The organism is Neisseria sicca VK64 (assembly GCF_000260655.1).
Classification (GTDB): Bacteria; Pseudomonadota; Gammaproteobacteria; order Burkholderiales; family Neisseriaceae; genus Neisseria; species Neisseria sicca_B.
The window spans coordinates 1-22,580 of sequence record NZ_AJMT01000136.1 but is presented as its reverse complement, the minus strand read 5'-3'; the positions used below and the strand labels follow the sequence as shown (position 1 = coordinate 22,580).

20 protein-coding genes are annotated in these 22,580 nt (G+C 51.5%); 7 read left to right on the top strand and 13 right to left on the bottom strand.

Annotated elements, in window-relative coordinates; all coding sequences use genetic code 11:
• Window positions 1-18 precede the first annotated feature (18 nt).
• From HMPREF1051_RS08090 to HMPREF1051_RS08040, 11 genes are all read right to left on the bottom strand, one after another.
• Window positions 19-828 (bottom strand): SDR family oxidoreductase, encoded by an 810-nt coding sequence (locus HMPREF1051_RS08090; RefSeq protein WP_003766899.1) that lies wholly within the window; start codon window positions 826-828, stop codon window positions 19-21.
• A gap of 47 nt (window positions 829-875) precedes the next feature.
• The gene (locus HMPREF1051_RS08085; protein ID WP_003751497.1) at window positions 876-1,526 is read right to left on the bottom strand and encodes a TetR/AcrR family transcriptional regulator; all 651 of its coding nucleotides are present in this window, start codon (window positions 1,524-1,526) and stop codon (window positions 876-878) included.
• A gap of 11 nt (window positions 1,527-1,537) precedes the next feature.
• The gene (gene murB / locus HMPREF1051_RS08080) at window positions 1,538-2,578 is read right to left on the bottom strand and encodes a UDP-N-acetylmuramate dehydrogenase (protein WP_003766985.1); all 1,041 of its coding nucleotides are present in this window, start codon (window positions 2,576-2,578) and stop codon (window positions 1,538-1,540) included.
• Between the two features lie 49 nt (window positions 2,579-2,627).
• Complete coding sequence (locus HMPREF1051_RS08075; RefSeq protein WP_003767002.1) at window positions 2,628-3,401, bottom strand: LEM-3-like GIY-YIG domain-containing protein; 774 nt, start codon at window positions 3,399-3,401, stop codon at window positions 2,628-2,630.
• 63 nt (window positions 3,402-3,464) lie between these two features.
• A complete protein-coding gene (gene norM, locus HMPREF1051_RS08070; RefSeq protein WP_003766901.1) occupies window positions 3,465-4,844 on the bottom strand; it encodes a multidrug efflux MATE transporter NorM in 1,380 nt (459 codons plus the stop codon).
• A gap of 312 nt (window positions 4,845-5,156) precedes the next feature.
• Window positions 5,157-6,773, bottom strand: coding sequence for an FAD-dependent 5-carboxymethylaminomethyl-2-thiouridine(34) oxidoreductase MnmC (gene mnmC / locus HMPREF1051_RS08065; protein ID WP_003766943.1), 1,617 nt, complete (start codon window positions 6,771-6,773; stop codon window positions 5,157-5,159).
• A 55-nt stretch (window positions 6,774-6,828) separates the two neighbouring features.
• Window positions 6,829-8,838: a site-specific recombinase gene (locus HMPREF1051_RS08060; protein WP_036492567.1), complete on the bottom strand. Its 2,010-nt coding sequence runs from the start codon at window positions 8,836-8,838 to the stop codon at window positions 6,829-6,831.
• Between the two features lie 156 nt (window positions 8,839-8,994).
• Window positions 8,995-9,786 carry an NAD(+) synthase gene (gene nadE / locus HMPREF1051_RS08055; protein WP_003766987.1) on the bottom strand — a complete coding sequence of 264 codons (792 nt, stop codon included), beginning with the start codon at window positions 9,784-9,786 and terminating at the stop codon, window positions 8,995-8,997.
• Window positions 9,787-9,960: 174 nt separating this feature from the next.
• Window positions 9,961-10,731 carry a hypothetical protein gene (locus HMPREF1051_RS08050; protein WP_003766956.1) on the bottom strand — a complete coding sequence of 257 codons (771 nt, stop codon included), beginning with the start codon at window positions 10,729-10,731 and terminating at the stop codon, window positions 9,961-9,963.
• Window positions 10,732-10,782: 51 nt separating this feature from the next.
• Window positions 10,783-11,604, bottom strand: a complete 822-nt coding sequence (locus tag HMPREF1051_RS08045) for a hypothetical protein (RefSeq protein ID WP_231286294.1) — start codon at window positions 11,602-11,604, stop codon at window positions 10,783-10,785.
• Window positions 11,605-11,898: 294 nt separating this feature from the next.
• On the bottom strand, window positions 11,899-13,674 hold the full coding sequence (locus tag HMPREF1051_RS08040; protein ID WP_003766997.1) for an assimilatory sulfite reductase (NADPH) flavoprotein subunit: 1,776 nt from the start codon (window positions 13,672-13,674) through the stop codon (window positions 11,899-11,901).
• Between the two features lie 299 nt (window positions 13,675-13,973).
• Between HMPREF1051_RS08040 and yddG the strand changes: the two genes are divergently transcribed.
• The 3 genes from yddG (at window position 13,974) to HMPREF1051_RS08025 (ending at window position 17,136) form a co-directional block, all read left to right on the top strand.
• Window positions 13,974-14,897, top strand: coding sequence for an aromatic amino acid DMT transporter YddG (gene yddG, locus HMPREF1051_RS08035; protein WP_036492555.1), 924 nt, complete (start codon window positions 13,974-13,976; stop codon window positions 14,895-14,897).
• Window positions 14,898-15,019: 122 nt separating this feature from the next.
• Window positions 15,020-15,493, top strand: coding sequence for a hypothetical protein (locus tag HMPREF1051_RS08030; protein ID WP_036492552.1), 474 nt, complete (start codon window positions 15,020-15,022; stop codon window positions 15,491-15,493).
• Between the two features lie 299 nt (window positions 15,494-15,792).
• Window positions 15,793-17,136 carry an aldehyde dehydrogenase family protein gene (locus tag HMPREF1051_RS08025; protein ID WP_003766959.1) on the top strand — a complete coding sequence of 448 codons (1,344 nt, stop codon included), beginning with the start codon at window positions 15,793-15,795 and terminating at the stop codon, window positions 17,134-17,136.
• Window positions 17,137-17,339: 203 nt separating this feature from the next.
• Here HMPREF1051_RS08025 and HMPREF1051_RS08020 read toward each other — a convergent pair whose 3' ends face one another.
• Window positions 17,340-18,194, bottom strand: coding sequence for a YgfZ/GcvT domain-containing protein (locus HMPREF1051_RS08020; protein ID WP_003766924.1), 855 nt, complete (start codon window positions 18,192-18,194; stop codon window positions 17,340-17,342).
• Between the two features lie 196 nt (window positions 18,195-18,390).
• On the opposite strand from HMPREF1051_RS08020, the gene HMPREF1051_RS08015 reads away from it, so the two are divergent.
• The 3 genes from HMPREF1051_RS08015 (at window position 18,391) to recR (ending at window position 21,674) form a co-directional block, all read left to right on the top strand.
• A complete protein-coding gene (locus HMPREF1051_RS08015; RefSeq protein ID WP_003766906.1) occupies window positions 18,391-18,741 on the top strand; it encodes an ArsC family reductase in 351 nt (116 codons plus the stop codon).
• Between the two features lie 125 nt (window positions 18,742-18,866).
• Entirely contained in the window at window positions 18,867-20,717 is a 1,851-nt protein-coding gene (locus tag HMPREF1051_RS08010; protein ID WP_003766954.1) for a SurA N-terminal domain-containing protein, read from the top strand.
• A 351-nt stretch (window positions 20,718-21,068) separates the two neighbouring features.
• Entirely contained in the window at window positions 21,069-21,674 is a 606-nt protein-coding gene (gene recR / locus HMPREF1051_RS08005) for a recombination mediator RecR (protein WP_003760697.1), read from the top strand.
• A 55-nt stretch (window positions 21,675-21,729) separates the two neighbouring features.
• Here recR and HMPREF1051_RS08000 read toward each other — a convergent pair whose 3' ends face one another.
• Window positions 21,730-22,017 (bottom strand): hypothetical protein, encoded by a 288-nt coding sequence (locus HMPREF1051_RS08000; protein ID WP_003760695.1) that lies wholly within the window; start codon window positions 22,015-22,017, stop codon window positions 21,730-21,732.
• 224 nt (window positions 22,018-22,241) lie between these two features.
• On the opposite strand from HMPREF1051_RS08000, the gene HMPREF1051_RS07995 reads away from it, so the two are divergent.
• The coding region (locus HMPREF1051_RS07995; protein ID WP_003767001.1) for an ABC transporter permease at window positions 22,242-22,580 on the top strand (339 nt) is incomplete at its 3' end.

Below are 22,580 nucleotides of genomic sequence, written 5' to 3'. Positions count from 1 at the left end.
GGTTGCGGAGCGCCAATTTTACAGGCTTAATCCGTCGGCGGAAACGGTATTTACAATTTTGCCGCCGACGGTGCCGTCGGGAGCGAAATCGGGCGGCGGGAGGCCGAGTTTGGCGGCTTCTACGGTGTAGAAATCGCGGCGGGTCGGGTGGCGCGGTTCGACGATGTTGCGGATGCGTTTGCCGTTTGGATGGAGGGTCGTCTGAAACAGGGTTTCGACGGCGATGTCGCGGTGGACGATATTGACGGGCCGGTTGCCGCCGGGGATGTTTTGCTTTTGAACAAGGCGGCTGACGGGGTGGCGTTCGGCGCAATAAAGCCCGCTCAGCCGCAGGATGTCGATGTTCGGCACGCCGCTGTCGAGCAGGTATTGCTCGGCGGCGAGGATTTGACGGGCAGACTCGGTTTGCGGGTCGGGTGTGGCAGTTTCGTCGCATTCGCGCGCTTTATCGCCGTAAACGCTGGTGCTGCTCGTGAAAATCAGATGCTGCACATTGCACGCTCGGGCAAGTTCTGCCCATTGTTTGACGGTATCGGCGTAATGCGTCAGCGAGGATGGCGGCAATAGGCAGAACCAAACGGGTTTGTCGGCGTGGTGCCGCCAAAAGCTTGTATCGCGGGCAAGGTTCGCGCTTTGAAATACGCTGTCTTGATTGAGGTCGAGGGTGTCGAGGTGTATGGGCAGATTAATATCGTCCGAAGTCAGGCTGCGTTTGATAGCGGCAACGCGGCTGCCGTTTTCGTAAAGTTTCTGCGCCAAAGGACGGCCGAGGTAGCCTAGGCCTAAGATAGATGCGTCGGGGGAGGCGGAAGGAGGGGTATGTATCATGTTTATAGATGAATGCCGTCTGGAAATAGGCTCAGACGGCATGGAAATTATGACTGCGCACCGCCTATTTTCCGGTCGTATTCCTCGCGGTGTTCCGGCAAGAGGTAGGGACGCAGGAGGCTTAAGGTACGGCGGATGCCGCGTGCTTTGGAGTCTTCGGTCAGCTTGGTACGCCCGCGTAAGGAGCTGTCGAAGTCGAACCAGTATTTCGTGACCATCCACATATTGACGGCAAGGTCGTTCATGGCGGTTTGGTCGGCTTGGATGATGTTCAGACCGTTGAGCTGGGTGAGCAGGTTGACCAAGAGCGGGGAGACTTTGGCTTGGGTGAAGGTATTGTGTTCGCCCAATAGTTCAGCACTGCGCGCAAGCAGGGTGTTCACATCGCTGAAGAGGAAGCGGTATTCCCACATGACGTCGTAAATACCTGCCATATAGTTGATGGAGTCTTCCACATCGGACGGCAACACGGCTTCATTCAGGTATGCCAGCAGGGCTTCGCTGTAACGTTTGAATAGTTGGACGATGATTTCGTCTTTGTTGCGGAAGTGGTAATAGAGATTGCCCGGACTGATGCCCAAATGCGCCGCAATATGGTTGGTACTGATGTTGCGCTCACCTTCCTCGTTGAAGAGCGTCAGGCTGGCGTCGATGATGCGGGTGTAAGTATTGGTTTTTGCAATGCGGGTCACGGGCATACTCCTTGGATTTATAGGCTGAACGAAGCGGGCAGCCAATTGGGTTCGGCGTGTAATTCTACCTGAAATCGAGTAAATACTGTATCGCAGACATGTTGCGCCAGTTGCCGGACGTCGTCTGAAGAAGCATTGTTTTTGTTCACCAAAACCAAAGCCTGCCTGTCGTGTACCGCCGCGCCGCCGATTTGGAAGCCTTTCAGACGGCATTGGTCGATCAGCCAGCCGGCGGCGAGTTTGACCGAACCGTCGGGCTGCGGATAGCGCGGCATATCCGGATGCTGTTGCAACAGGGACGCAGCTTTTTCCGCGCTGACGACGGGGTTTTTAAAGAAACTGCCGACATTACCAAGTACGTTAGGATTAGGCAGTTTACTGTTGCGGATTGCACACACTGCATCGGAAACGTCTTTCGCCGTCGGCGCCCTGTCCGCGCTCCGTTCGGCAACGGCGGCCGCCAAATCGCCGTAACCCAAATTCGGCTCGAAACGCTCTTTCAGGGCGAATACGACCGAAACAATCACATAACGCCCTCTGCCTTCCTGCTTGAACAGGCTTTCGCGGTAGGCGAAGCGGCAATCGGCATTGGCAAGCTCGACAAAGGTTTCCGTATCCAAATCGAAGCAGCGCACGCTGTGAATCACATCTTTCGCTTCCACGCCGTATGCACCGATGTTCTGCACGGGCGACGCGCCGACCGTACCCGGAATCAGGCTCAGGTTTTCCAGACCGTTCAAACCCAGCGCGACGGTGTGCAGGACAAAATCGTGCCAGATTTCGCCCGCCTGCGCTTCGATGTAAACGAGGCCGTCTGAACGCGCAATCTCGCGTATGCCTTTGTTTTCCATATGTACGACCAGTCCGGCGTAATCCTGCATCAAAAGGATATTGCTGCCGCTGCCGAGCCATAAAACGGTATCGCGGTCGAACTCGGGCAGTCGGACGATGTCGCGCAATTCATCGGCGTGTTCGAGCGCGATAAAGGCTTGGGCTTGGGCGCGAAGGCCGAAGGTGTTGTAGGGGGTAAGGTCGGTTTGGTATTGGATGGGTTGCATGATGATTTGTGATTTTATGGAGGATTCAGGTCGTCTGAAAACTAACTATTTAACAATTACGATAGGTAATGGGGTTTTGGGGCGCTTTATAGTTTTCTTGGGAAGAATAGGTCAGCTTATTCACGATTTCTTTATAAATGTCGGAGTCATCTGGTAACGGCTTGCCTTCAAACATCCAACGGCCTTGAATAATATCGTCGGCAGAAATCCATCTTTCGATTTCATACACTGCCAATGTCCAGCCGCGATAGACTGCAACTGCATATTTTGCTTTTTCACGTCGGCTTCCGATTTTCCAATATTTCCGTGTGCGTTCGTAAATTTCCTTATCCCTATTGGTTTCAGGAATATTCCCGGATCTAATACCTTTTTTCAGTTTCTCGTATTCGTTATTAATCGTAATTAAAACAATGGGTTTATCAGTTTTTAATTCTTGAGCATCATACTTTCGTTTTAATTCCGACAAACTCATTAATCCTACTTCTGAAGAATGCGTGCCCCCTTGAATATTAGTCAGCGGCTGCTGGCTCGGCTTGACTAGGGAGAGTAGGTCTATTGCCATCGCTTCATATTCAAAAGCCTGTTTGTCTGTTTGGATGTTGTGCCGCAGAATGTAATACACGGGCTGGTTTCCGCTTTTATGTATTTCCCTAATCAAGGCAATTTTATCACTTGGCGTTTCTGTTTCTTGTAATGAACCTAAGGCATGATGGAAAACGCGATTGCCCACGCCTTTACCTACATAGAAAATATTGCCGTCTCTAGGGTCAATCAAGCAATAAACATAGTAAGCAAGTTTTTCTATAATGGAAGTTGAAAACATTTTTTTCCTTAAAAGTGAATAAGCCGTAAATAAAACATCAATGGAGGTCGTCTGAAAGAAATTTCAGACGACCTTATGCGATCTGACCATCTCCCTGCTGCACAATTCCAAGCACCACACCAAGGCGACGGCGGCGATGGTGAGCGAGGCAATCAATGCCGTCCAGAAGCCGTAAATGCCCATATCGAAACGGTAGGCGAGCAGGTAGCCCGGCAGCAGGCCGCAGCCCCAGAAGGCGGCAGCGTGGATGAACATCGGCACCTTGGTGACTTTGTAGCCGCGCAGGGCGTAGGACGCGATGCATTGAGTGAAGTCTGCCGGTTGGAATAAGCCGGCGAACAGCAGGACGGTGGCGGCGATGCTTAAAACCGCCGGATCCTTGTTGTACATGCTTGCCAGCGGGGAACGGAATAATACCAAGGAAAGCACGGTAATCACGGCGAGCGCCCAGCCCGACACCAGCGATACGCCCGAAATATAACGCGCCCGCGAAAATTCGCGCCGCCCCAGAGAAAAACCGATGCGCACCGTCCCCGCCGAGCCGACGCTTTGCGGAATCATATAGAGAATCCCCGACAAACTGATGCCGACCTGCTGCGCCGCCACATAAGCCTCGCCGAAAGGCGCAATCAAAAATACGATAAACGAAAACGCGCTGGCTTCCAAAAAATAAGACAGCCCGATGGGCGCGCCGATTTTCCAAATCTGTTTGAACACCGCCCAATCCGGTTTGCCGAATTTTGCCGTCAGTCCGAATGGGCGGAAGAATTTTTCCTTAGCGATATAAATCCACAACGCCAGCGCGCTGAACCAGAACACCGCCATCGTTGCCAACCCGCAGCCCGCGCCGCCCAAAGCGGGCATACCGAATTTGCCGTAAACAAAAATATAGTTCAGCGGCACGTTCAACACAAACGCCGCGAAGCTGACCAACATAATCAGGCGCGGGCGGTTCAGGCTGGAAGCGTAGGCGTGTAAGGCGCGGTGCACCATTGCCGCCGGCATCGCCAGACTGGTGAACAACATATACTGCGCCATCGTGCCTTCCACATAATCGCTCAAGGTCAGCCAGTTGCGGAACGGCGTAATCGCCGTCCACATCAATACCATGCCGAAAATCCCCAAAAACAGCCCGAACCAAATCCCCTGCCGCCCCGTTTCGCCTACTTCGTCGGTTTTACCCGCGCCGTAAAGCTGGGCAATCATCGGGTTCAGCGCCGCCATAATGCCCATAAACGTAATATAAACCGTGGCAAACGCGCTGCTGCCCAACGCCACCGCCGCCAAGTCCTCCGTACTCGCATCGCCCGCCATCACGGTATCGACGAAACCGATGCCCACCTGCGCGACCTGCGCCAGCAGCATGGGCAGGGCAAGGGCGGCCAGCAGGCGGACTTCTTTCAGGAAGACGGAAAAGGAAAAGCGGTTGAGGTCGAGCAGCATAAGTGTTTGTAGGAATTTAAAAAAAGCGGAAATATAGTGGATTAACTTTAAACCAGTACGGCGTTGCCTTGCCTTAGCTCAAAGAGAACGATTCTCTAAGGTGCTGAAGCACCAAGTGAATCGGTTCCGTACTATCTGTACTGTCTGCGGCTTCGTCGCCTTGTCCTGATTTAAATTTAATCCACTATAAAAGAAACAGGTCGTCTGAAAACAGACGGCCTGTTCCGTATGGGCATGGGATGCGACATTATAGTGGAAACGGAGGTCGATTGACAGCGTGCTCCGGCAGCTTTTCAGACGACCTCCTACGCATCAAAGCAAAGGCTGCTGCCGCATGATGGCGCGGATGATGGTGCGGTTTGGATGCAGGGCGGTGCGCAGGCGTTGGGACAGCGGCTGGGGCATGCCGAGGATGTCGGCGGCAATGGCGGCGGCGCAGACAGGGGCGGTGGCGAGTCCGCGCGTGCCGTGGGCGGTGTTGATGTAGGCGTTCGGCAGGTAGGGGCAGGGGACGTTGTCGAGGCGGTAATTTTTGTCCAACGCGAGTTTGGCGTAGGCGGTCTGTATGGCAGCGATGTCGCCGAGCGCGCCGACGACGGGTAGGTGGTCGGGGCTGTCGCAGCGCAGGGCGGCGTGTCCTTGCGGTTGTGCAAAGGAGTCGTCTGAAACCGAGAGAAGCGGGTTTTGCTCAAACAATGATTGCGCCAATGGCGGGTTGAGCTGTTGCAGGGCGGCGCGGTTGGCGGCTTCTTCGTGCGGGTGCCAAGCGTCGTCGTCGCTGTTGAGGACGAAGGTTGCGCCGTAACAGTGTTGCCCTTGCCAGCTCGGGCTTATGTAGCTTTCGCCGGATAAGGCGCAGCGCAGACGTGTGGAAAAACCGCTTGCCGCCGCTACGCCGGTTTGCCCGCGGATTTGGCGGAACGGCAGGGCGGAGACGTTGGCATCGGCGGCGTTCGGGCTGTGCGCGCCCATGCAGTAGATGATGTGGGTTGAGCTGAAGCTGCCGTGTGGCGTGTGTGCCGTCCAGTTTGCGCCGTCGTATTCGGCGGAGGATAAGGGCGTGTCTTCGTGCAATGCAATCAGCGGATGATCCAGTAAGGCGCGGACGACGGCGGGCGGGTTCAGCCATACGCCCTGCGGCCAGTAAAGGCCGTCTGAAAATACGTCTATGCCTGCAATTTGCGCGGCTTCGTCGGCGGACACGCTGCGGTAAAGGTGGGCGTGATGCTGTTGCAAACCCAATGCCTGATTGCGTTTGCGTTCGGCTTCGTCGAAATTGAGGTGCAACACGCCGTCGCCGCCCCATGCGTCTGAATCGGGCAACAGGTCTTGCAGCAGGCGGCGGGTGTAGCCGTAGCCCGCCAGCAGCAGTTCGGTCTGCTCGGTGTCGTGCGGCGAGATTTTGGCGTAGAGCAGCCCTTGGCGGTTGCCGCTGCCGCCTTGCGCCGCTTTGCCCGCCTCCAAAACGGTAACGCGCACGCCGTGTTCCGCCAGTTTGCGCGCGGTCGCGGCGCCGGCTATGCCCGCGCCGATAATCAGCGCGTGTTCGGGCGGAGTGGTGGCTTGAGGTCGTCTGAACCAAGGTTTGACAGGCTTGGGGGCGGCTTGCGGTACGACTTCGGTCTGCCATTCGATACGGTCGAAATGTTCGTGCAGGCTGTCGGCGCAGTGTGGCGGGACAAGCCAGAGATGTACGTCGGGCAACAGGTTTTCCAGAAAGTTGACGCTGTTGAACTGAAGGCATTTCACGGCTTGGTCGAGGCGGGTTTTCAGACGATCTTCCAACTCGGTCGGGGCATCGGACAAAGGAAAATCGGGCATGCGGTTTTCGCTCAGACAGGCAACCAGATGCAGTGGCGTGGGACGGGTTTCGATCACGCGGGCAAGTTCGGAGGGGGCGGGCGGGGTGTTCCAAGCAAGGATGGGCATAGCGGGGTCGTCTGAAAAAGAGGTTGATTACTGAAGCGCCGTCTGTCGGCTTGCCTTAATGCTTTTCTCCCTGCTCTTTGACCGGCTCTTTGGTCTGAACCGGCGTAACCGGGAAAAACAAGATCAGCGGGTTGGCTTTAATCTGCTGCCAGAAGCTTTTGCACAAATTGCCGACGCTGCCGATTTTCGTGCCGCGCGAACGCAGGGCGACGAAGAGGGCGAGGGTGAAGCTGACGATGAGGTTGACCAAGCCGATGGCGAGGACGCTGCAAATGCCGAGCAGGAATGTGCCAAAGCCGATGTTGCCACTGATGGCGGCATAGCCGAGGTTGGCGGAGGAGAAGGCGACATGGCGGATGTCCAGCGGTAGGCCGAGGAGGTGTCCGAAGTAGCCGGTCATGCCCAAGAGCATCCCGAAGATGAAGTTGCCGACCAGTGAGCCGTAGTGTTTGTGAATGTAGGCGGCAAGGACGCGGCGGGGTTTGGGGCGCATGATTTTGCGCAGCAAGGGGTTGAAGGGCAGGCGTTGGCGCAGGTTGAGGTAGTCGGCGCGGTTGTCGAAGAAACCTGCGATGATGCCGGAACAGAACAGCCACAAGCCTGCAATAGCGGCATACCATAGGGTCGGATGATTGATGATGTCTATGGATTTGAACTGGTAGGCGGTGGTGTGGGCATCGAGTATGGGCTGTTGGTGCAGATGGGCATAGCCGAACGATATGGCACACGCCAAAAGGATAGCGATGGAAACGTTGCCGAAGACGGCGACGCTTTGGGAGCGGCATACGTCGATGAGGAGCTTGGCGAGCTTGTTGTCCACTGCCTTGCCGCCTTCGTTGAGATCGACTTGTTCGGCGAAGCTGGCGGCGGTCATGGCGGGCTGTTTGGTGGCGACGGTGCAGTGCAGCATATGGATGAGCATGAAGCCTATGCCGTAGTTGAGCCCTGACAGCAAGGAGGTAACGAAGGGGCTGAAGCCGAGTGTGCCGATGTGGATTTTGTGCAATGCCATCAGGGCGATGATGACGCCGCCACCCGCCGCGGAGTAGAACATTTTGAAATATTCTTTGCGGTTGCGGGTGATGTAATGCTCGCCGTGGTGGCTTTTGTTTTCGGTAATGCTGCGGGCGAGCATGCGTATGCTGCTGCGGCGCAGGTGGCGGGTACTGTATTGCTCGACCGCGGCGTAGATGAGGGAATTCATCAGGGTTATGGTCAGGCGGTTGCGGTTGCCGGCATCGGTTTGGATGTCGGTGAGCAGTTTCAGGCGATCTACGGTCTGCTGGAGCCGTTCGAGCAGGTGGGCGACTTTGACGGACGAGCCTGAACCTGCGCCCGTCCCTTTTCGGCGCAAATAGTCGATCTGGCTGCAACATTGGTCGAACATGACTTCAAGGTGGGCGGTGTCGTAAGGGGTGGTGTCGTTGCGGTAGTGTTCGACCAGTTTGGCGGTTTCGCGCTGAAGGGCGACGAAGGGCGAATCGGCTTCGAGCAGGCGCGGGGCGATGCGGATGAGGTCGGGTTCGATGGCTTCGGAGGCAATCCAAATGGCCAGCATTTCGATGGCACGCAGGCGGGCGTCAACCAACTGGCGGCAGGCGTTTTGCAGCAAGGCGGGATCGGCGCTGGTGCGGATCAGGTCGTACAGGCTCAACCATTGGCGGATGCTGAGGGTTTGCAGCCATTTGTCGTCGTTTTCGGAGTGGAAAAGGTAGAGGAACACTTCGCGCAGGTTGGCAAAGTCTTTGTAGGACGGGCTGAAGCGTTCGTATATGCGTATGCCCATCTCGCGGGTAAAGCTGTGGCGCGAGAAGATGCCGAGTTTGATCAGCGCGGGATAGATGTGGACTTGCGAAAGCCAGTGGTAGAAGCGGCCACTGAAGTTTTTTCCGAGTTCTTCGTCTTGTTTGAGCGTGGCGATAATCAGGTCGAAGCGTTCTGCCGCCTGTTTTTTGCCGCCGCGCCGCAGGAATTTGATTAAGGCGTTGAGGATAAGGACGAAATCGGTGTCGGTCAGGCTTTTGGAAAGTAAGGGATGTAGATTTTGGTGAGTAATTTTTTCCATTGCGGTATTTTTACACAAAACGGCGGGTTTGATAAGTTCGGGTAATTTATGCAACCTGCTGTAAGCACATTTGATATTTTGGAGCAATGTTTGACGATTTCAACCCTCTTTGTTTTGAAAAGGTCGTCTGAAAACCGTTTTCAGACGACCTTTCGCTTATTTCAGCATCTCTTCGGGAATGTTGCAGACGGGAATCGGATTGACTTTGTGTTGCATGGCTTTGTGCAAGCGGGTGTAGATTTCCAAGACTTCGCGCTGCCTGCCTTCAAAATCTTCGGGACGGCGCGTACCGTAAACACTCATCGCCCATTCGAGTTCGGGATAGCTCGCGCCCATCTGTTCTTCGTCCGTGCGTTCGGTATCCCAAAGCCCGTCGGTCGGCACGGCTTTTTGGATGGACTCGGCGATGTCCAGTTCGGCGGCAATTTGATAAATCTGCGTTTTGGTCAAATCGGCAATCGGGCTGATGTCCACGCCGCCGTCGCCGTATTTGGTGAAGAAGCCCACGCCGAAATCTTCGATTTTGTTGCCCGTACCGGTAACCAGCAAACCGTTTAGCTGACCGTAATAATAAAGCGTCAGCATCCGCAGGCGGCTGCGGGCGTTGGCAAGCGCAAGCTGTTTGGCGGGGAACTCGGTTTCATCGACCTCGACATCGGCGGCAAAAGTATCGAAAGTCGGCGTCAAATCCACACGCATCCCGCTGACGTTGGAAAACGCCTGTTCCAACCGGCGGATGTGTTCCTGCGCGCGGCTGACTTGGTCGGCTTTTTGGCGGATGGGCATTTCAAGCAGCAGAACCTTCAGCCCCGTCCGTGCCGCGATGGCGGAAACGACTGCGGAATCGATACCGCCGGAAACGCCGACGACAAACCCTTTGGCGTGTGCGGCGGCGGCATAGTTTTGCAGCCAGTCGGCAATATGGCGGATAACGGCTTGCGTCTGCATAGTCAGGCTCCTGATTTGAAAGGGGGAATCATACCCGATTTTGAGAGGCTGCGGCATATGGACGGGTCGTCTGAAAACACAGTTTTGGCATTGCGAAACCGATTGCCGCGTTTGCAATATTGTCGGTTTGAGGTTTTCAGACGACCTGTGTCATGAGCGGTTGGCTCCCGTGTTTTAATGAGATTTTTTGTTTGACTTGTCTTTATATCGATAAATTTGCAGATTGGTTGACCTGCCGCCCTTGAAAGAATTGATTTCATAGGTAATGCCATCATACACGGCGCGTGTACTGATCAGCTCTTCATTCAGCGGCTGTTTCTGTTTAAAGGCTTCGATGTTTTGGATATGTTTGTCCAACAGGTTTTTAAACAGGTTGTCCGGTTTGTTTTTATGGTCGATGGTAGAAATGATTAAGTCGGGGATAGTGGTGTCTTTCAAGATAAGTCCATCGTTTCCAATCACAGCATCCACACCGTCTACCTTGTTATTGACATGATATATGTTGACACTATACGGACATTCCGGATTGGCAAAGTCTTTTAAAACTATTGTTACAGAAAAAAGATTGGCAAGGTAGTTAGCGGCGCTATACATGTTTTTCTTCCCGAAATTTCTTTTAAAGATTTCGTTATTGCTGTTTTCTATAAAGCCTAACTCTTGCAATTTGGGGACAATCAGTTCTTTGTTCATGGGGATAGACAGGCGTTTAACTGCCTCGAAATGCGTAGGTTCATATCGCGGGTATGCCGCAGGGTCTGCAGGCGGGAGCCGAGGAGGCGTATTAAACTTATACTCGGAAGGATGACATTCAAAATGCGGTGTAGCTGCGGTTTTAACGGCTTCTGCATCTTGCATTCTATCTTGCGTCAAATTCGGCTGATTGATACATGCCGCCATAATCAGCAAACCCGCCAATACCATCAGCCTTTTATTGACTATCTCCATGATTTCACTTTCTTTATTTGGTTTTTGTTGTAATCAGTTATGGGCTTTCTTTCAGGTTTTATATCGATAGATTTGTAGTATTGTTCTCCTACCTCCACCAAATGAGTTGATTTCATAGGTAATGCCATCGTATACAGTACGCGTACTGATCAGCTCTCCATTAAGCGGCTGTTTCTGTTTAAAGGCTTCGATGTTTTGGATATGTTTGTCCAACAGGTTTTTAAACAGGTTTTCAGGCTTGTGTTTATGATTAATGGTAGAGATAACGAAATCGGGAATGGTGGTGTCTTTTAAGATGAATCCATCGTTTCCAATCAATATTTCTACGCCGTTTACCTCATTATTTATATGATAAATATCGATATCATATGGGCACCCTTGATTGACAATGTCTTTTAAAGTGATAGTTATAGAAAAAATATTTTCATTATAGTCAACAGTATCATACATATTTTTCTTTCCGAAATTTTTTTCATAGATTTCGTTACTACTGTCTTCTATAAAGCCTAACTTCTGCAATTTGGGAACAATCAGTTCTTTGTTCATAGGGATAGAGAGACGTTTGGCTTCATCTCTAAAAGTCGATTTTCTCTGTTGCGCTAAACTGATTGGTATACTTGTAACATTAGGTAAAGGTGGGGGGATTTCTGGGAGTGTATTAAATTTATATTCGGAGGGATGGCATTCAAAATGAAGGAGAGGTGAATTTTTCTGCTTGGTTTTAGCAGTTTGGACATTTTGTTTTCCATTCAGGGTTAAGTTTGATTGATTTGTACATGCCGCTATAACCAGCAAACCCGCTAATACAATCAGCTTTCTATTGAATGTCTTCATTATTGATAATCTTCTTTGTACTTTTTCGATGTTCATCATCTCCTGATGCGGTTTGTAACAAATAAATCGGGTTTTATGTTGGGTGGAAATGACGATGAATTTTGTATGTTAGCTGGGTTGAGATAATGGGTAAAGAAAATGGGATAAGCGGTGGAAGGTGTGTCTGAATGGTTTGCTTTGTTTAGCGAGATATAGTGGTAACTTTAAACCAGGACGGCGTTACCTCGCCTTGTCCTGATTTAAATTTAATCCACTATAAATGGCTTGATGATGCGAAAGGTCGTCTGAAAACCCGATTTGAGCTTTTCAGACGACCTTTTGTTTGGGGCGGTATCAATAAACGTCGCGTTGGTAGCGTTTGTCTTCGCGCATTTCGTTGAGATAGTCTTCGGCATCGTCGCGGCTGAGTTTGCCTTGGGTTTCGATGACGTCGAGCAGGGCGGTTTCTACGTCGCGTGCCATGCGGGTGGCGTCGCCACAGACGTAGAGGTGTGCGCCTTGTTGCAGCCAGTTCCAGACTTCGGCGGCGTGTTCGGCAATTTTGTGTTGGACATAGACTTTGTGTTCGCCTTGTCTGCTCCATGCCAAGTCGGCGCGTGTGAGGATGCCGTCTTTGCGGTAATCGCTCCATTCAAGCTGGTACAGGAAGTCGTCGGCGAGGCGTTGGTTACCGAAGATGAGCCAGTTTTTGCCGTTGTCGCCGTTGGCGGCGCGTTGCTGCATGAAGGCGCGGAAGGGGGCGATGCCTGTGCCTGCGCCTATCATGATGACGGGGGTGTTGCCGTCGGCGGGCAGTCGAAAATTGGGATTGGGTTCGACGAAGACGCGTACTTCGCCGCCTTCTTCAAGACGTTCGCCCAGATAGCCTGAGGCTGCGCCGGTGTAGGTGTTGCCGTGGTGTTCGAAGCGGACGACGCCGACGGTCAGGTGGACTTCTTCGCCGACTTCGTCTTGCGCGGAGGCGATAGAGTAAAGGCGCGGGGTTTGGGGGCGGAACAGTTGGAACAGGGTTTGCGCGTCCAGCGGATGGGGATGGGCGGCGAAGACGCCGACGGGCGGGGTGGCGGCGAGGTAGGCGTCCAATCGGGCTTTGTCGGCGGCTGTGGTTTTGAGTTCTTCGCTGCCGGACAATTCGGCGTATTGCTGCACGAGTGCCGGCGTGTTTTGCGTGATGTCGGCGGACTCGGTCAGGGCGGTGCGGATGTCGGTTTCGAGGTCGTCTGAAAGGCGGATTTTTTCTTCGCCGCTTAATTGGTGCAAATCAAGGATTTCTTGAACCAAAGCGGGAGCGTTGAGCGGGAGTACGCCTAATGCGTCGCCTGCCTGATAGTGCAGTCCGGAGACGGACAGGTCGATTTCGATGTGTTCTACGTCTTTCTCGGCGGAGCGGGACGTGATTTTTTGGCGGACGGACAGGGTGGCGGTATAGGGTTTGTCTTTGGTATAGACAGTACCTGCGGTTTGAGGGGCGACAGGGGTTGCAACGGATGCTGCGGCGGTTTGCGCGGCAAGCTCGGCGACTTGGGGGACGACGGCTTCTATCCACGCGTCAGCGGCGCTTTGGAAATCTAAATCGCAGATGCCCAAGTCGTTCAGACGACGTGCGCCCAGTTCGGCAAATTTGGCGTCAAAGTCTTTGCCCGCTTGGCAGAAATTGGGATAGGAAGAATCGCCCAAACCTAAAACGGCAAAAGTGAGTTTGCCCAAATCGGGGGCTTTTTTGCCGAAGACGAATTTATACAGCGGCAGGGCTTCTTCGGGCGGCTCGCCCTCGCCTTGCGTGGATGTTACCAATAACACGATGTCTTCATCGGGCAGGGTTTTGCTTTTGAAGTCCCCCGCGCTGCTCAATACGGCTTCTACGCCGACGTTTTTGAGTTTGGCGTGAAGAGATTCGGCCACGCCGCGCGCATTGCCCGTTTGTGAGGCGGATAAGACCAACACGCGTCGCGCGGGGGCTGCAACGGCGGGAGCTGCGGAAACACCCAAACCGCCCGCCGCCCCTTGACTTTGCGCCCAGCAGTAGCCGGAAAGCCAAGCGAGCTGTGTAGGCGAGAGGGCGGCGAGTTGTGCGGAAAGTTCGGTGGGAAGCGGGTTGGCTGGGGTCATATCGGTTCCTTTGTGCGGACGGCTGCTTGAGGCAGAATGTTTGCCTGCGCGGCTTTAATTGTTTGGTTGAATGGTGATTTTTCTGAAAACAGTGGCGATACTGTAAACAGGTCGTCTGAAAAACGGAAAGAATGCTTGGTTTTAATTTAATGCGATTTCGTTATATTCTGGATTGGGAGAGGGAGAAAGAAATGATGACGGAGTCGTGTTTTCAGACGACCTTTCCTCTTGATTATGCAAACAGGAGGCGTAAAATATCAAAAAATTACACAATAAAACAAATTCCAACACAACACATCATGAACCGTCTGCTCCAACACGCATTTACCCCCAATCAAGCCACATCCATAGGTCTGCTTGCCGTGGCCTTTTGGAGTTCCGTCGTCGGGTTGATACGCGCCTTGAGCCTGCACATGGGGGCGGTCGGCGGTGCGGCGGTGATGTACAGCCTTTCCACTTTGTTGCTCTTGGCTATTTTCGGATTGCCGAATCTGCGGCAGTTCAGCCGCAGCTACCTTTTTTGGGCAAGCATTTTTTTCGTCGGCTGCGAATTGTGCCTGTCTCTTTCCATCGGTTTTGCCGACAACGCACGCCAAGCGGTCGAAGTCGGCATGGTCAATTATCTTTGGCCGACGTTTACCATCATCGGCGCGGTTTGGTTTAACAAGCAGCCGGCAAAATGGTGGATAGGCATAGGCTTTGCCCTTTCGTTTATAGGCATCGCCACCGTTTTAGGCGGTGACAGCGGATTCTCTTTGCCCGAGATTATCGGCAACGTCCGAACCAATCCGCTCAGTTACATCATGGCATTGTTGGACGCGCTGTTTTGGGCGGCATACTGCACCCTGACCGCCAGAACCAAAGCGCAGGGCAATGCCGTCGGTTTTTTCTTCCTCCTCGTCTCCTGCATCCTGTGGGCAAAATATTTCGCAGGCGGCTACGGCAGCCTTCATTTCGATACCGGCGCCATACTTTATGCCGTTGCCGCCGCAGCCTGCATGGGATTGGGCTATGCGGTTTGGAACATCGGCATTTCATGCGGCAATATGACCGTTTTGGCAGGCGCTTCCTATTTCATTCCCATTTTTTCTGCTCTCATTTCCTCCGTCCTGCTCAATGCGCCCCTGTCTGTACAGTTTTGGCAGGGCGCGATTATGGTCTGCATCGGCTCAGGCGTGTGCTGGCTTGCGACGCAGAACTTCAGTTTCAGACGAGTCGAATAGTTTGGCCTTTACATCAGGTTTTTTGAAAATATCAAAAAGGTCGTCTGAATATTTTCAGACGACCTTTTATTGTATTTTCAGCCAAATTTTATTTACCATGTCTTTTCATATATAGGTTAAACATGAAATTTAAATATTATATTATTTCTTTATTTTTCTCGTTGTTTTGCATTCTTTTGGCAGGTATTTTTATTGCTCCCTATGGCTTGAATTTTAAAGGTGAGGAGCAATCTTTCAATGAGGCAACAATGCTGATTTCCTCCCCTAATAGAGGAGAAAGAAAGATTAAGCTTGAAACAGGATTAAGATCATACTGGCTATCTTGTTACGGACTTGATGATTTATGTAAAATGGAAAATATAAATAAAAGATTCCCTATAACAAATGCAAAAATATTATTATTAAACCCCAATGAAACAAACTTTTTAAATGGCGTTTTAGTTTCGTATTACAAAAATGATATATTTTATTCAAACAAAAAAATAACGAAGGATGTGAATTTACTTGCAATATTAGCTTCTAACTCAGTATTTTGTTTAAAGTTGGCAGTATTCTTTTTATTACTTTCTCTTTTCTTTTTCATTAAAAGGATTTAATCAAGGCGCGTTATTCAGAAGGTGCGGCATTTGGGTGGTCAGAACAAGACGGCTGATTCCTCGATAAATTCAGCAGTTTCTACAAAATCAGGGGATGGGAATGGCAAAATTTAAGCGTTATTAGCGAATGACATAAATTCCTTTTAGTCTGGGTTGTCTGTCCGGAAAGGACTGTGTGGAGATGTTTTATCCGAGTTTGCTATATAATCGCGCCATCTTTGATGAACAAACATCGTCTGAAAGAACGTCTTAATTTTCAGACGACCTAAAATAAAACCGACATACAAAGGAGCCGAACCATGTTTCACAGCATCAACGCCTATACCGGCGAAACCCTTTGCCGCCGTCCTGCGCAGGGTTATGCAGAGTTTGCACAAGAATTGGCAGCGTTGAAGTTGCGCCAGCAGGCGTTTGCGCGGTTGGGCGTTACCGGGAGGACTGCTTTGCTGCAAGCCTTTGCCGAGCGTTTGGCGCAAAACAAGGAGCGGCTTGCGGAAATGGTTTGCGAAGAAGTCGGACGCTGCCTGCATGAATGCCGTGCCGAACTGGATAAATCCGTCGAGCTCATCCGATATTACGTCCGCCTTGCCCCCGAATTGCTGGCGCATAAGACCATTGCTACGCAGGCGAGCCTCAGTCAGGTGCGTTTTGAGCCGTTGGGCGTTGTGCTTGCCGTCATGCCGTGGAACTATCCTGTCTGGCAGGTTTTGCGTTTTGCTATTCCTGCCCTGTGCGCGGGAAACGCTTGTGCCGTCAAACCTGCACCCAGCGTTGCAAGGGTCAGCGCTGCACTGTTGGAACTGGTTTCAGACGACCTCCCGTTGATTGGTGCGTGGCTGGACAACGACGATACGTTGAAAGCCATTGAAGACACTGATGCGATGGCGTTTACCGGCTCGACACAGACCGGCCGCCTGCTCGCCGCCCATGCGGGAATGCACCTCAAGAAAACCGTCCTCGAACTCGGCGGCAGCAACCCCTTCATTGTCATGCCCGATGCGGATCTCGAACGCGCCGCCGTCGAAGCTTGTTATTCGCGTTTCCGTGACGCGGGTCAGTCTTGCAACGCAGCCAAACGAATCGTCGTAACCGAAGCCGTTGCCGAGCGCTTCATCCCCCTGTTCCTTGCCGAATGCGCCAAATTGCAAACAGGCGATCCCAAAGACCCTGCGACCACACTCGCCCCGCTGCACCGCGAAGACTTGCGCGCAAACGTACACGCTCAGGTACAGGACGCAGTCGCACACGGTGCGCAGGTTCTGACGGGCGGTTTCATTCCCGAAGGAAAGGGCTGGTTTTACCCCGCCACCGTATTGGACAAAGTGAATCCTGACTGCCGCGTTTGGAATGAAGAGGTTTTCGGGCCGGTTGCCATGATTTTGCGGGCGAAGGACGAGGAACACGCCGTTGCCCTTGCCAACGATACGCCCTACGGACTGGGCGCCAGTATCTATACCGCCGATACCCGCCGCGCTTGGGCGTTTGCCGAAAAAATCCAAGCAGGCTCGGTCTTTATCAACCGCCACACCAGCAGCGACCTGCGCCTTCCCTTTGGCGGCGTCAAGGCTTCCGGTTACGGACGGGAATTGTCTGAATTCGGGTTGTATGAATTTGTGAACGTGAAAACGTATTGGCAGAAATAAGGAAGGATTGAAAAAAGGTCGTCTGAAAACGCCGGGATTGTCTATGTTGCGTTTTCAGACGACCTTTTTATAGTGGATTAACTTTAAACCAGTACGGCGTTGCCTCGCCTTGCCGTACTATCTGTACTGTCTGCGGCTTCGTCGCCTTGTCCTGATTTAAATTTAATCCACTATAAGATGGAGGATTGACCGATCGCTGCGCGTCAAGCATCCACTGTAAAGAACAAGGTTTCTTGTTTTAAATCATTACCGTCGGCATCGGTCAAATCGGCGTGTGCTGCGGAAAATTTGATAACTGCAAGACTCAGGCTGCCGGTATCGGTCAGCGCGGTATTGATGATTTGTCCAGCTTCTTCGCCTCCGTTTTGAACGGCAACGCCTGCTGCTTCCAACGAATCGCCCCGCAAAACCGCCAGTCCGCGTTTGACTTGTCCGCGATATTGGGCACGGGCGATGATTTCCTGTCCCGGATAGCAGCCTTTTTTGAAATGTACGCCTCCGATGATGTGTTGGTTGAGCATTTGGGCAACGGCAGTTTCTTTGGTCGCCGTCGAAATCCATGCGTAGCCGCTGCGGATTTCGTGCAGATTCCAAGCGTTTTCGGCTGCCGCGTCATATTCGGGCAGAAGCCCGGCTTCGCCGATTTTCAGACGACCTGAATGGGGCAGGGTAATGGTGTATACCCCATTGTCTGCTTGGGCAGGAAAGGATAGGGCAGGTTCGCCTGCGGGAGCGGGGGAGGCAGTTTCGTCCAGCTCGCCTGCGACGGCAAAATCGGGCAGCGGTTCAAAGATGACTTTGGCTCTCAGGACAAACATGCGCAACCGTTTGACAATGGCTTCGATCAAATCCTGCGCCATAATCAGCAGCAAGTCTTCTCCTCGGTTGAGGACAATCATATTTGCCAGCACGCGTCCTTTCGGGGTGTTGTAAGTGGCATAACATGCGGTATTTTCGTTCAGATGGTTGATGTCGTTGGATAATTGGCCGTGAAGAAAGGAGGCTCTGTCCTCCCCGCTGACTCGGACGACACCAAAAAATGGCAGGCGGGTTTGCATGTGGAATCCTTTGTCGGGTAGCAATGGAATAGTTCGATATTATAAGAACAAACGCTTGATGAAAAAAGCCGTTGAGTATAGGAAAAGCGTACAGAGGTCGTCTGAAAAGGTTTCAGACGACCCATTTTGTTCTGATTAAAAGGAAAATCGGCTAAAATGACGGCGCTTTTTCTTTAGGATAGAGAGTGATTTCAAGATGATTCAGTTATACGGCATTCCCAATTGCGATACGGTGAAAAAAGCCCGCAAATGGTTGGAAGAACATGGTGTTGATTTTCAATTTGTGGATTTTAAAAAGAGCCCGCCGCAAGTTGACACGATAAGCAAATGGTTGGAGCAGATACCGCTGGAGGTTTTATTGAACAAACGCGGTACGACGTGGCGCAAGCTGGATGGGCAAGCCCAAGCAGCTGCGACTACTACCGATGGCGCGATTCGATTGATGGCGGAACAGCCCAGCATCATCAAGCGGCCGGTTTTGGAAAAGGAAGGGCGGTTTTTCGTCGGCTTTTCCGAAGAAAACTACCAAGAAATTTTTTCAAAATAACACGATACGGCAGGATGGGGTCGTCTGAAAAATAAGTAGGGACAGCGTTCTGCCAAGAGTGCATAACAAGGCAAAACGCGCTACAATGCGCGTTTGCTATTTTAACCATTACGTCTTCAGATAATATGTTCCATACCGTTGAAAAATATAAAACTCCGGCCCAGATTTTGTTGGGTCTGATTGCGCTGACCTTCGTCGGCTTCGGTGTCAGCACGGTTGCTGCGCCCGGCTCTGATTTTATCGTCAAAATAGGGGATGAAAAAATCAGTGAGTATTCTTTGAATAATGAGTTGCAAGGTGAGCAGCTTCAAGGTCAAAGCCCGTCGCGGGGAGCCGTATTCCAATCTTTGGTTCAACGCGCCTATCTGAAGGAAGGTGCCAAGCTGATGGGTGTGGAAGTTTCCCAAGAGCAGCTTAAACAACTGATCGTGGATGATCCTAACTTTCACGACCAAAACGGTAAATTCAGCCAACAGATCTTTTCAAACTTCCTGAGCCAACGCCATATGACGGAAGACCAGTTTGTCGCCGACATCCGCGAACGGTATGCGTTGCAAAGTTTGATCAATTTGGTGCAAAACGGTGCGATTATCAGCGATGCGCAAGCAGAGCAGCTGATTAAGCTGACTCAGGCGACCCGCGATATCCGTTCGGTAACATTCAATCCTGAATCCTTTGTTTCTCAAGTAAAAGTCGATGATGCCGCATTGAAGGCATATTATGAGGCGCACAAAAAAGATTATCTGATTCCGCAAGGCGTGAAATTGGAATACATCGCCCTGAGTGCCAAAGATTTGGCGGACAAACAGACCGTCAGCGAAGATGAAGTGAAAAAAGCATTTGACGAGCAGGCGCCCCATCTTTCGCCCCGCCGTGAAATTGCCCACATTTTCTTCCCGGTGCCTCAAGATGCCGATGAAACGGTACGCGCGGCAATCAAAGCCGAAGCAGACAAAGTTGCGGCAGAGCTGAAAGCCAAGCCGGCCGATTTTGCTGATCTGGCGAAGAAATATTCAAAAGACACCGCATCTGCTTCCAAAGGCGGCAACTTAGGCTATCTGTCTAAAGACGGCGGCTTGGGTACGAATTTGGAAAACGTGGCGTTCTCGCTGCCTAAAGGCGGAATCAGCGATGTGGTTCAAACACCGGTCGGCTACGATATCGTCCAAGTTTTGAATATCGAAGACAAAGTGTCTTTAGAACATGAAAAAGCCCGTATCGAAGCCGATTTGAAGCTGAAAAAAGCTGCTTCCGAATTCAATTCGGCCAAAGAAAAGCTTTCTGAAGAAGCATTTAATACGCCAACTTCCCTGGCGGATGTTGCCAAGAAAACAAATCTGAAACTGGAAAGCCTGGATCAAGATTGGTTGACTCAAGCCAACGGTAAAGCGGCAGGTTTGCCCGATGCATTGATTAATGCTGCGTTTAGTGAAGATGTGTTGAAGAAAAAACACAATTCCGATTTGATTTCCATGGACAAAGATACGGTTTGGGTTATTCGTGTCAAAGAAGTCAGGGAAGAAAAAACCGCACCTTTCGCTGACGTTCAAGAAGAAGTGCGTTTGGCTTATCTGCGCAGTGAAGCCGCAAAACTGGCCGATAAAAAAGCCAAAGAAGCCATCGAGGCTTTGAAGGCAGGCAAGGCAGTTGACTTGAAATGGTCGGAAGTATCGAAATTGAGTGCGCAAGATGCACGCCGGACCATGGCACCCGAAGCGTATAACGAACTGATTAAAGCCCGTCCGCAAAATGGCAAACCTGCATACGCCATGCTGCTGGAAGGCATGCCGGCTCCTGTAATTGTTGAAGTACAAAATATTGCCGCGCCGGAAAATATCGCTTCCCAAGTGCCTGCTGCCAAACAAATGCTGGCGCAACAGCAGTCTGCCAACATTTTTGACGCATTGCTGCGTTATTTCAGCAAGGAAATCAAGCGCGAGCAAGGTGCGCAAAAAGTTGATAATTCAGCAGAGTAAGCTGGTGATGAACAGGTAGGCGGCAATGATGGCAAACATGATTGCCCGTCTGCCTTAAACAGAATCAAACGGTCAGAGAAAATCCGACCGTTTTCATTATATAATCAGCCTTTCTTGCCCCATCAATATATAGTGGATTAACTTTAAACCAGTACGGCGTTGCCTCGCCTTAGCTCAAAGAGAACGATTCTCTAAGGTGCTGAAGCACCAAGTGAATCGGTTCCGTACTATTTGTACTGTCTGCGGCTTCGTCGCCTTGTCCTGATTTAGTTAATCCACTATATATAGTGATTTCACTACTATACACATCCCGATTTTCCTTGTTTTTCGGTTAGAGGTCGTCTGAATACCATGAGCAAAGCTCCCGATGCTTTTACGCGGCTGATTAATGCCTTGAAAATTTTACCCAATGTCGGTCCGAAATCCGCGCAGCGCATGGCGCATCAATTGCTGCAAAGCAAGCGGGAGCAGGCGCAGGAGTTGGTTGATGCTTTGCAATACGCATTAAAGCAAGTCCAGCATTGCAGGATGTGCAACACATTTTGCGAAGGGAGTTTGTGTGATATCTGTTCTGACGAATCGCGCGACAAACACCGCCTGATGATCGTCCATATGCCGGCAGATGTTTCCAATATGGAAACTGCCAATTGCCATGACGGTTTGTATTTTGTGCTGATGGGGCAAATCAGTCCCGCGCAAGGGATGGATGTGAGCGCCATCGCATTGGACAAACTGGTGGCAAGGTTGCAGAACGCTGATGTCGAAGAAATCATCATTGCAACAAACTTTACTGCCGAAGGAGATGCGACGGCGTATGTGTTGGCAGAATTGTTTAAAAACCTTCCATACAAAGTCAGCCGTCTTGCCAGAGGCATCCCTTTGGGTGGGGAGCTGGAATATGTCGATGCTGGAACTTTGGCGCAGGCCGTTTATGAAAGGCGCGCAATCAAGGAATAAACAATAAGGTCGTCTGAAAACGCGTTTCAGACGACCTTATTTCAAACAAAGCCGGTTATTTGCAGCTTACGCCTTGAATTTGCGGAGTGTCGCCGCTGCCTACTTTAAAGGCACATTTGGTGGCGCTGCTGCCGGACACGGTAACGACACCGCTGCCTGCGGTCAGGCTGACCGGTTCTTTAACACCCATGCCGACTGCGGTTGCGGCAAGTTTTTGCACGTCGGCAGCGGAATAGGACGTATTGTTTGAACTGATTTTAATCTCCTTAGCCGCATACGCATTTGCACTGAATGCCAATCCGGCAGCGGCAACGGATAATGCTAAGAATTTTGTGATGTTCATTAATGGTTTTCCTTTTTGATGGCGGTAAACTTTACCGCGATTTCAGAATAAGGCCGAATAGATGATTGTGCAAGTTTTTCGACCGATTTTACGGTAGCCCTGAATAAGAAGACTTTGGTTTACAAATTGCGATGTCTCTATTCTCGGTCGTTTCGGCGTATTCAGACGACCTGTCGGTTTTACGGTACAATAGGCGTTTTTTGACAAACGGATGAGGCATATAAATGGCTTCTTTAGAGACTTGGATAGGACTGCGCTATTTGCGGGCAAAAAAACGCAATGGCTTCATGTCGTTTATCACCGTCATTTCTATTGTGGGTATTGCACTCGGTGTGATGGCTTTGATTGTCGTATTGTCTGTCATGGCGGGCTTTCAGAGAGACATACGGGGGCAGCTTTTGAAAGTGGCTCCTCATGCCGAAATGGGTTATTACGATAACGGTAACGGTAAAAGCTGGGAGAGTCTGCGCGAGATTATTAAAGGACGCAAAGAGGTGCTTCAGTCGGCACCTTATGTTTCGGGGCAGGCATTGCTGGCAAATGCGGGTGAGGTCCAAGGTGTT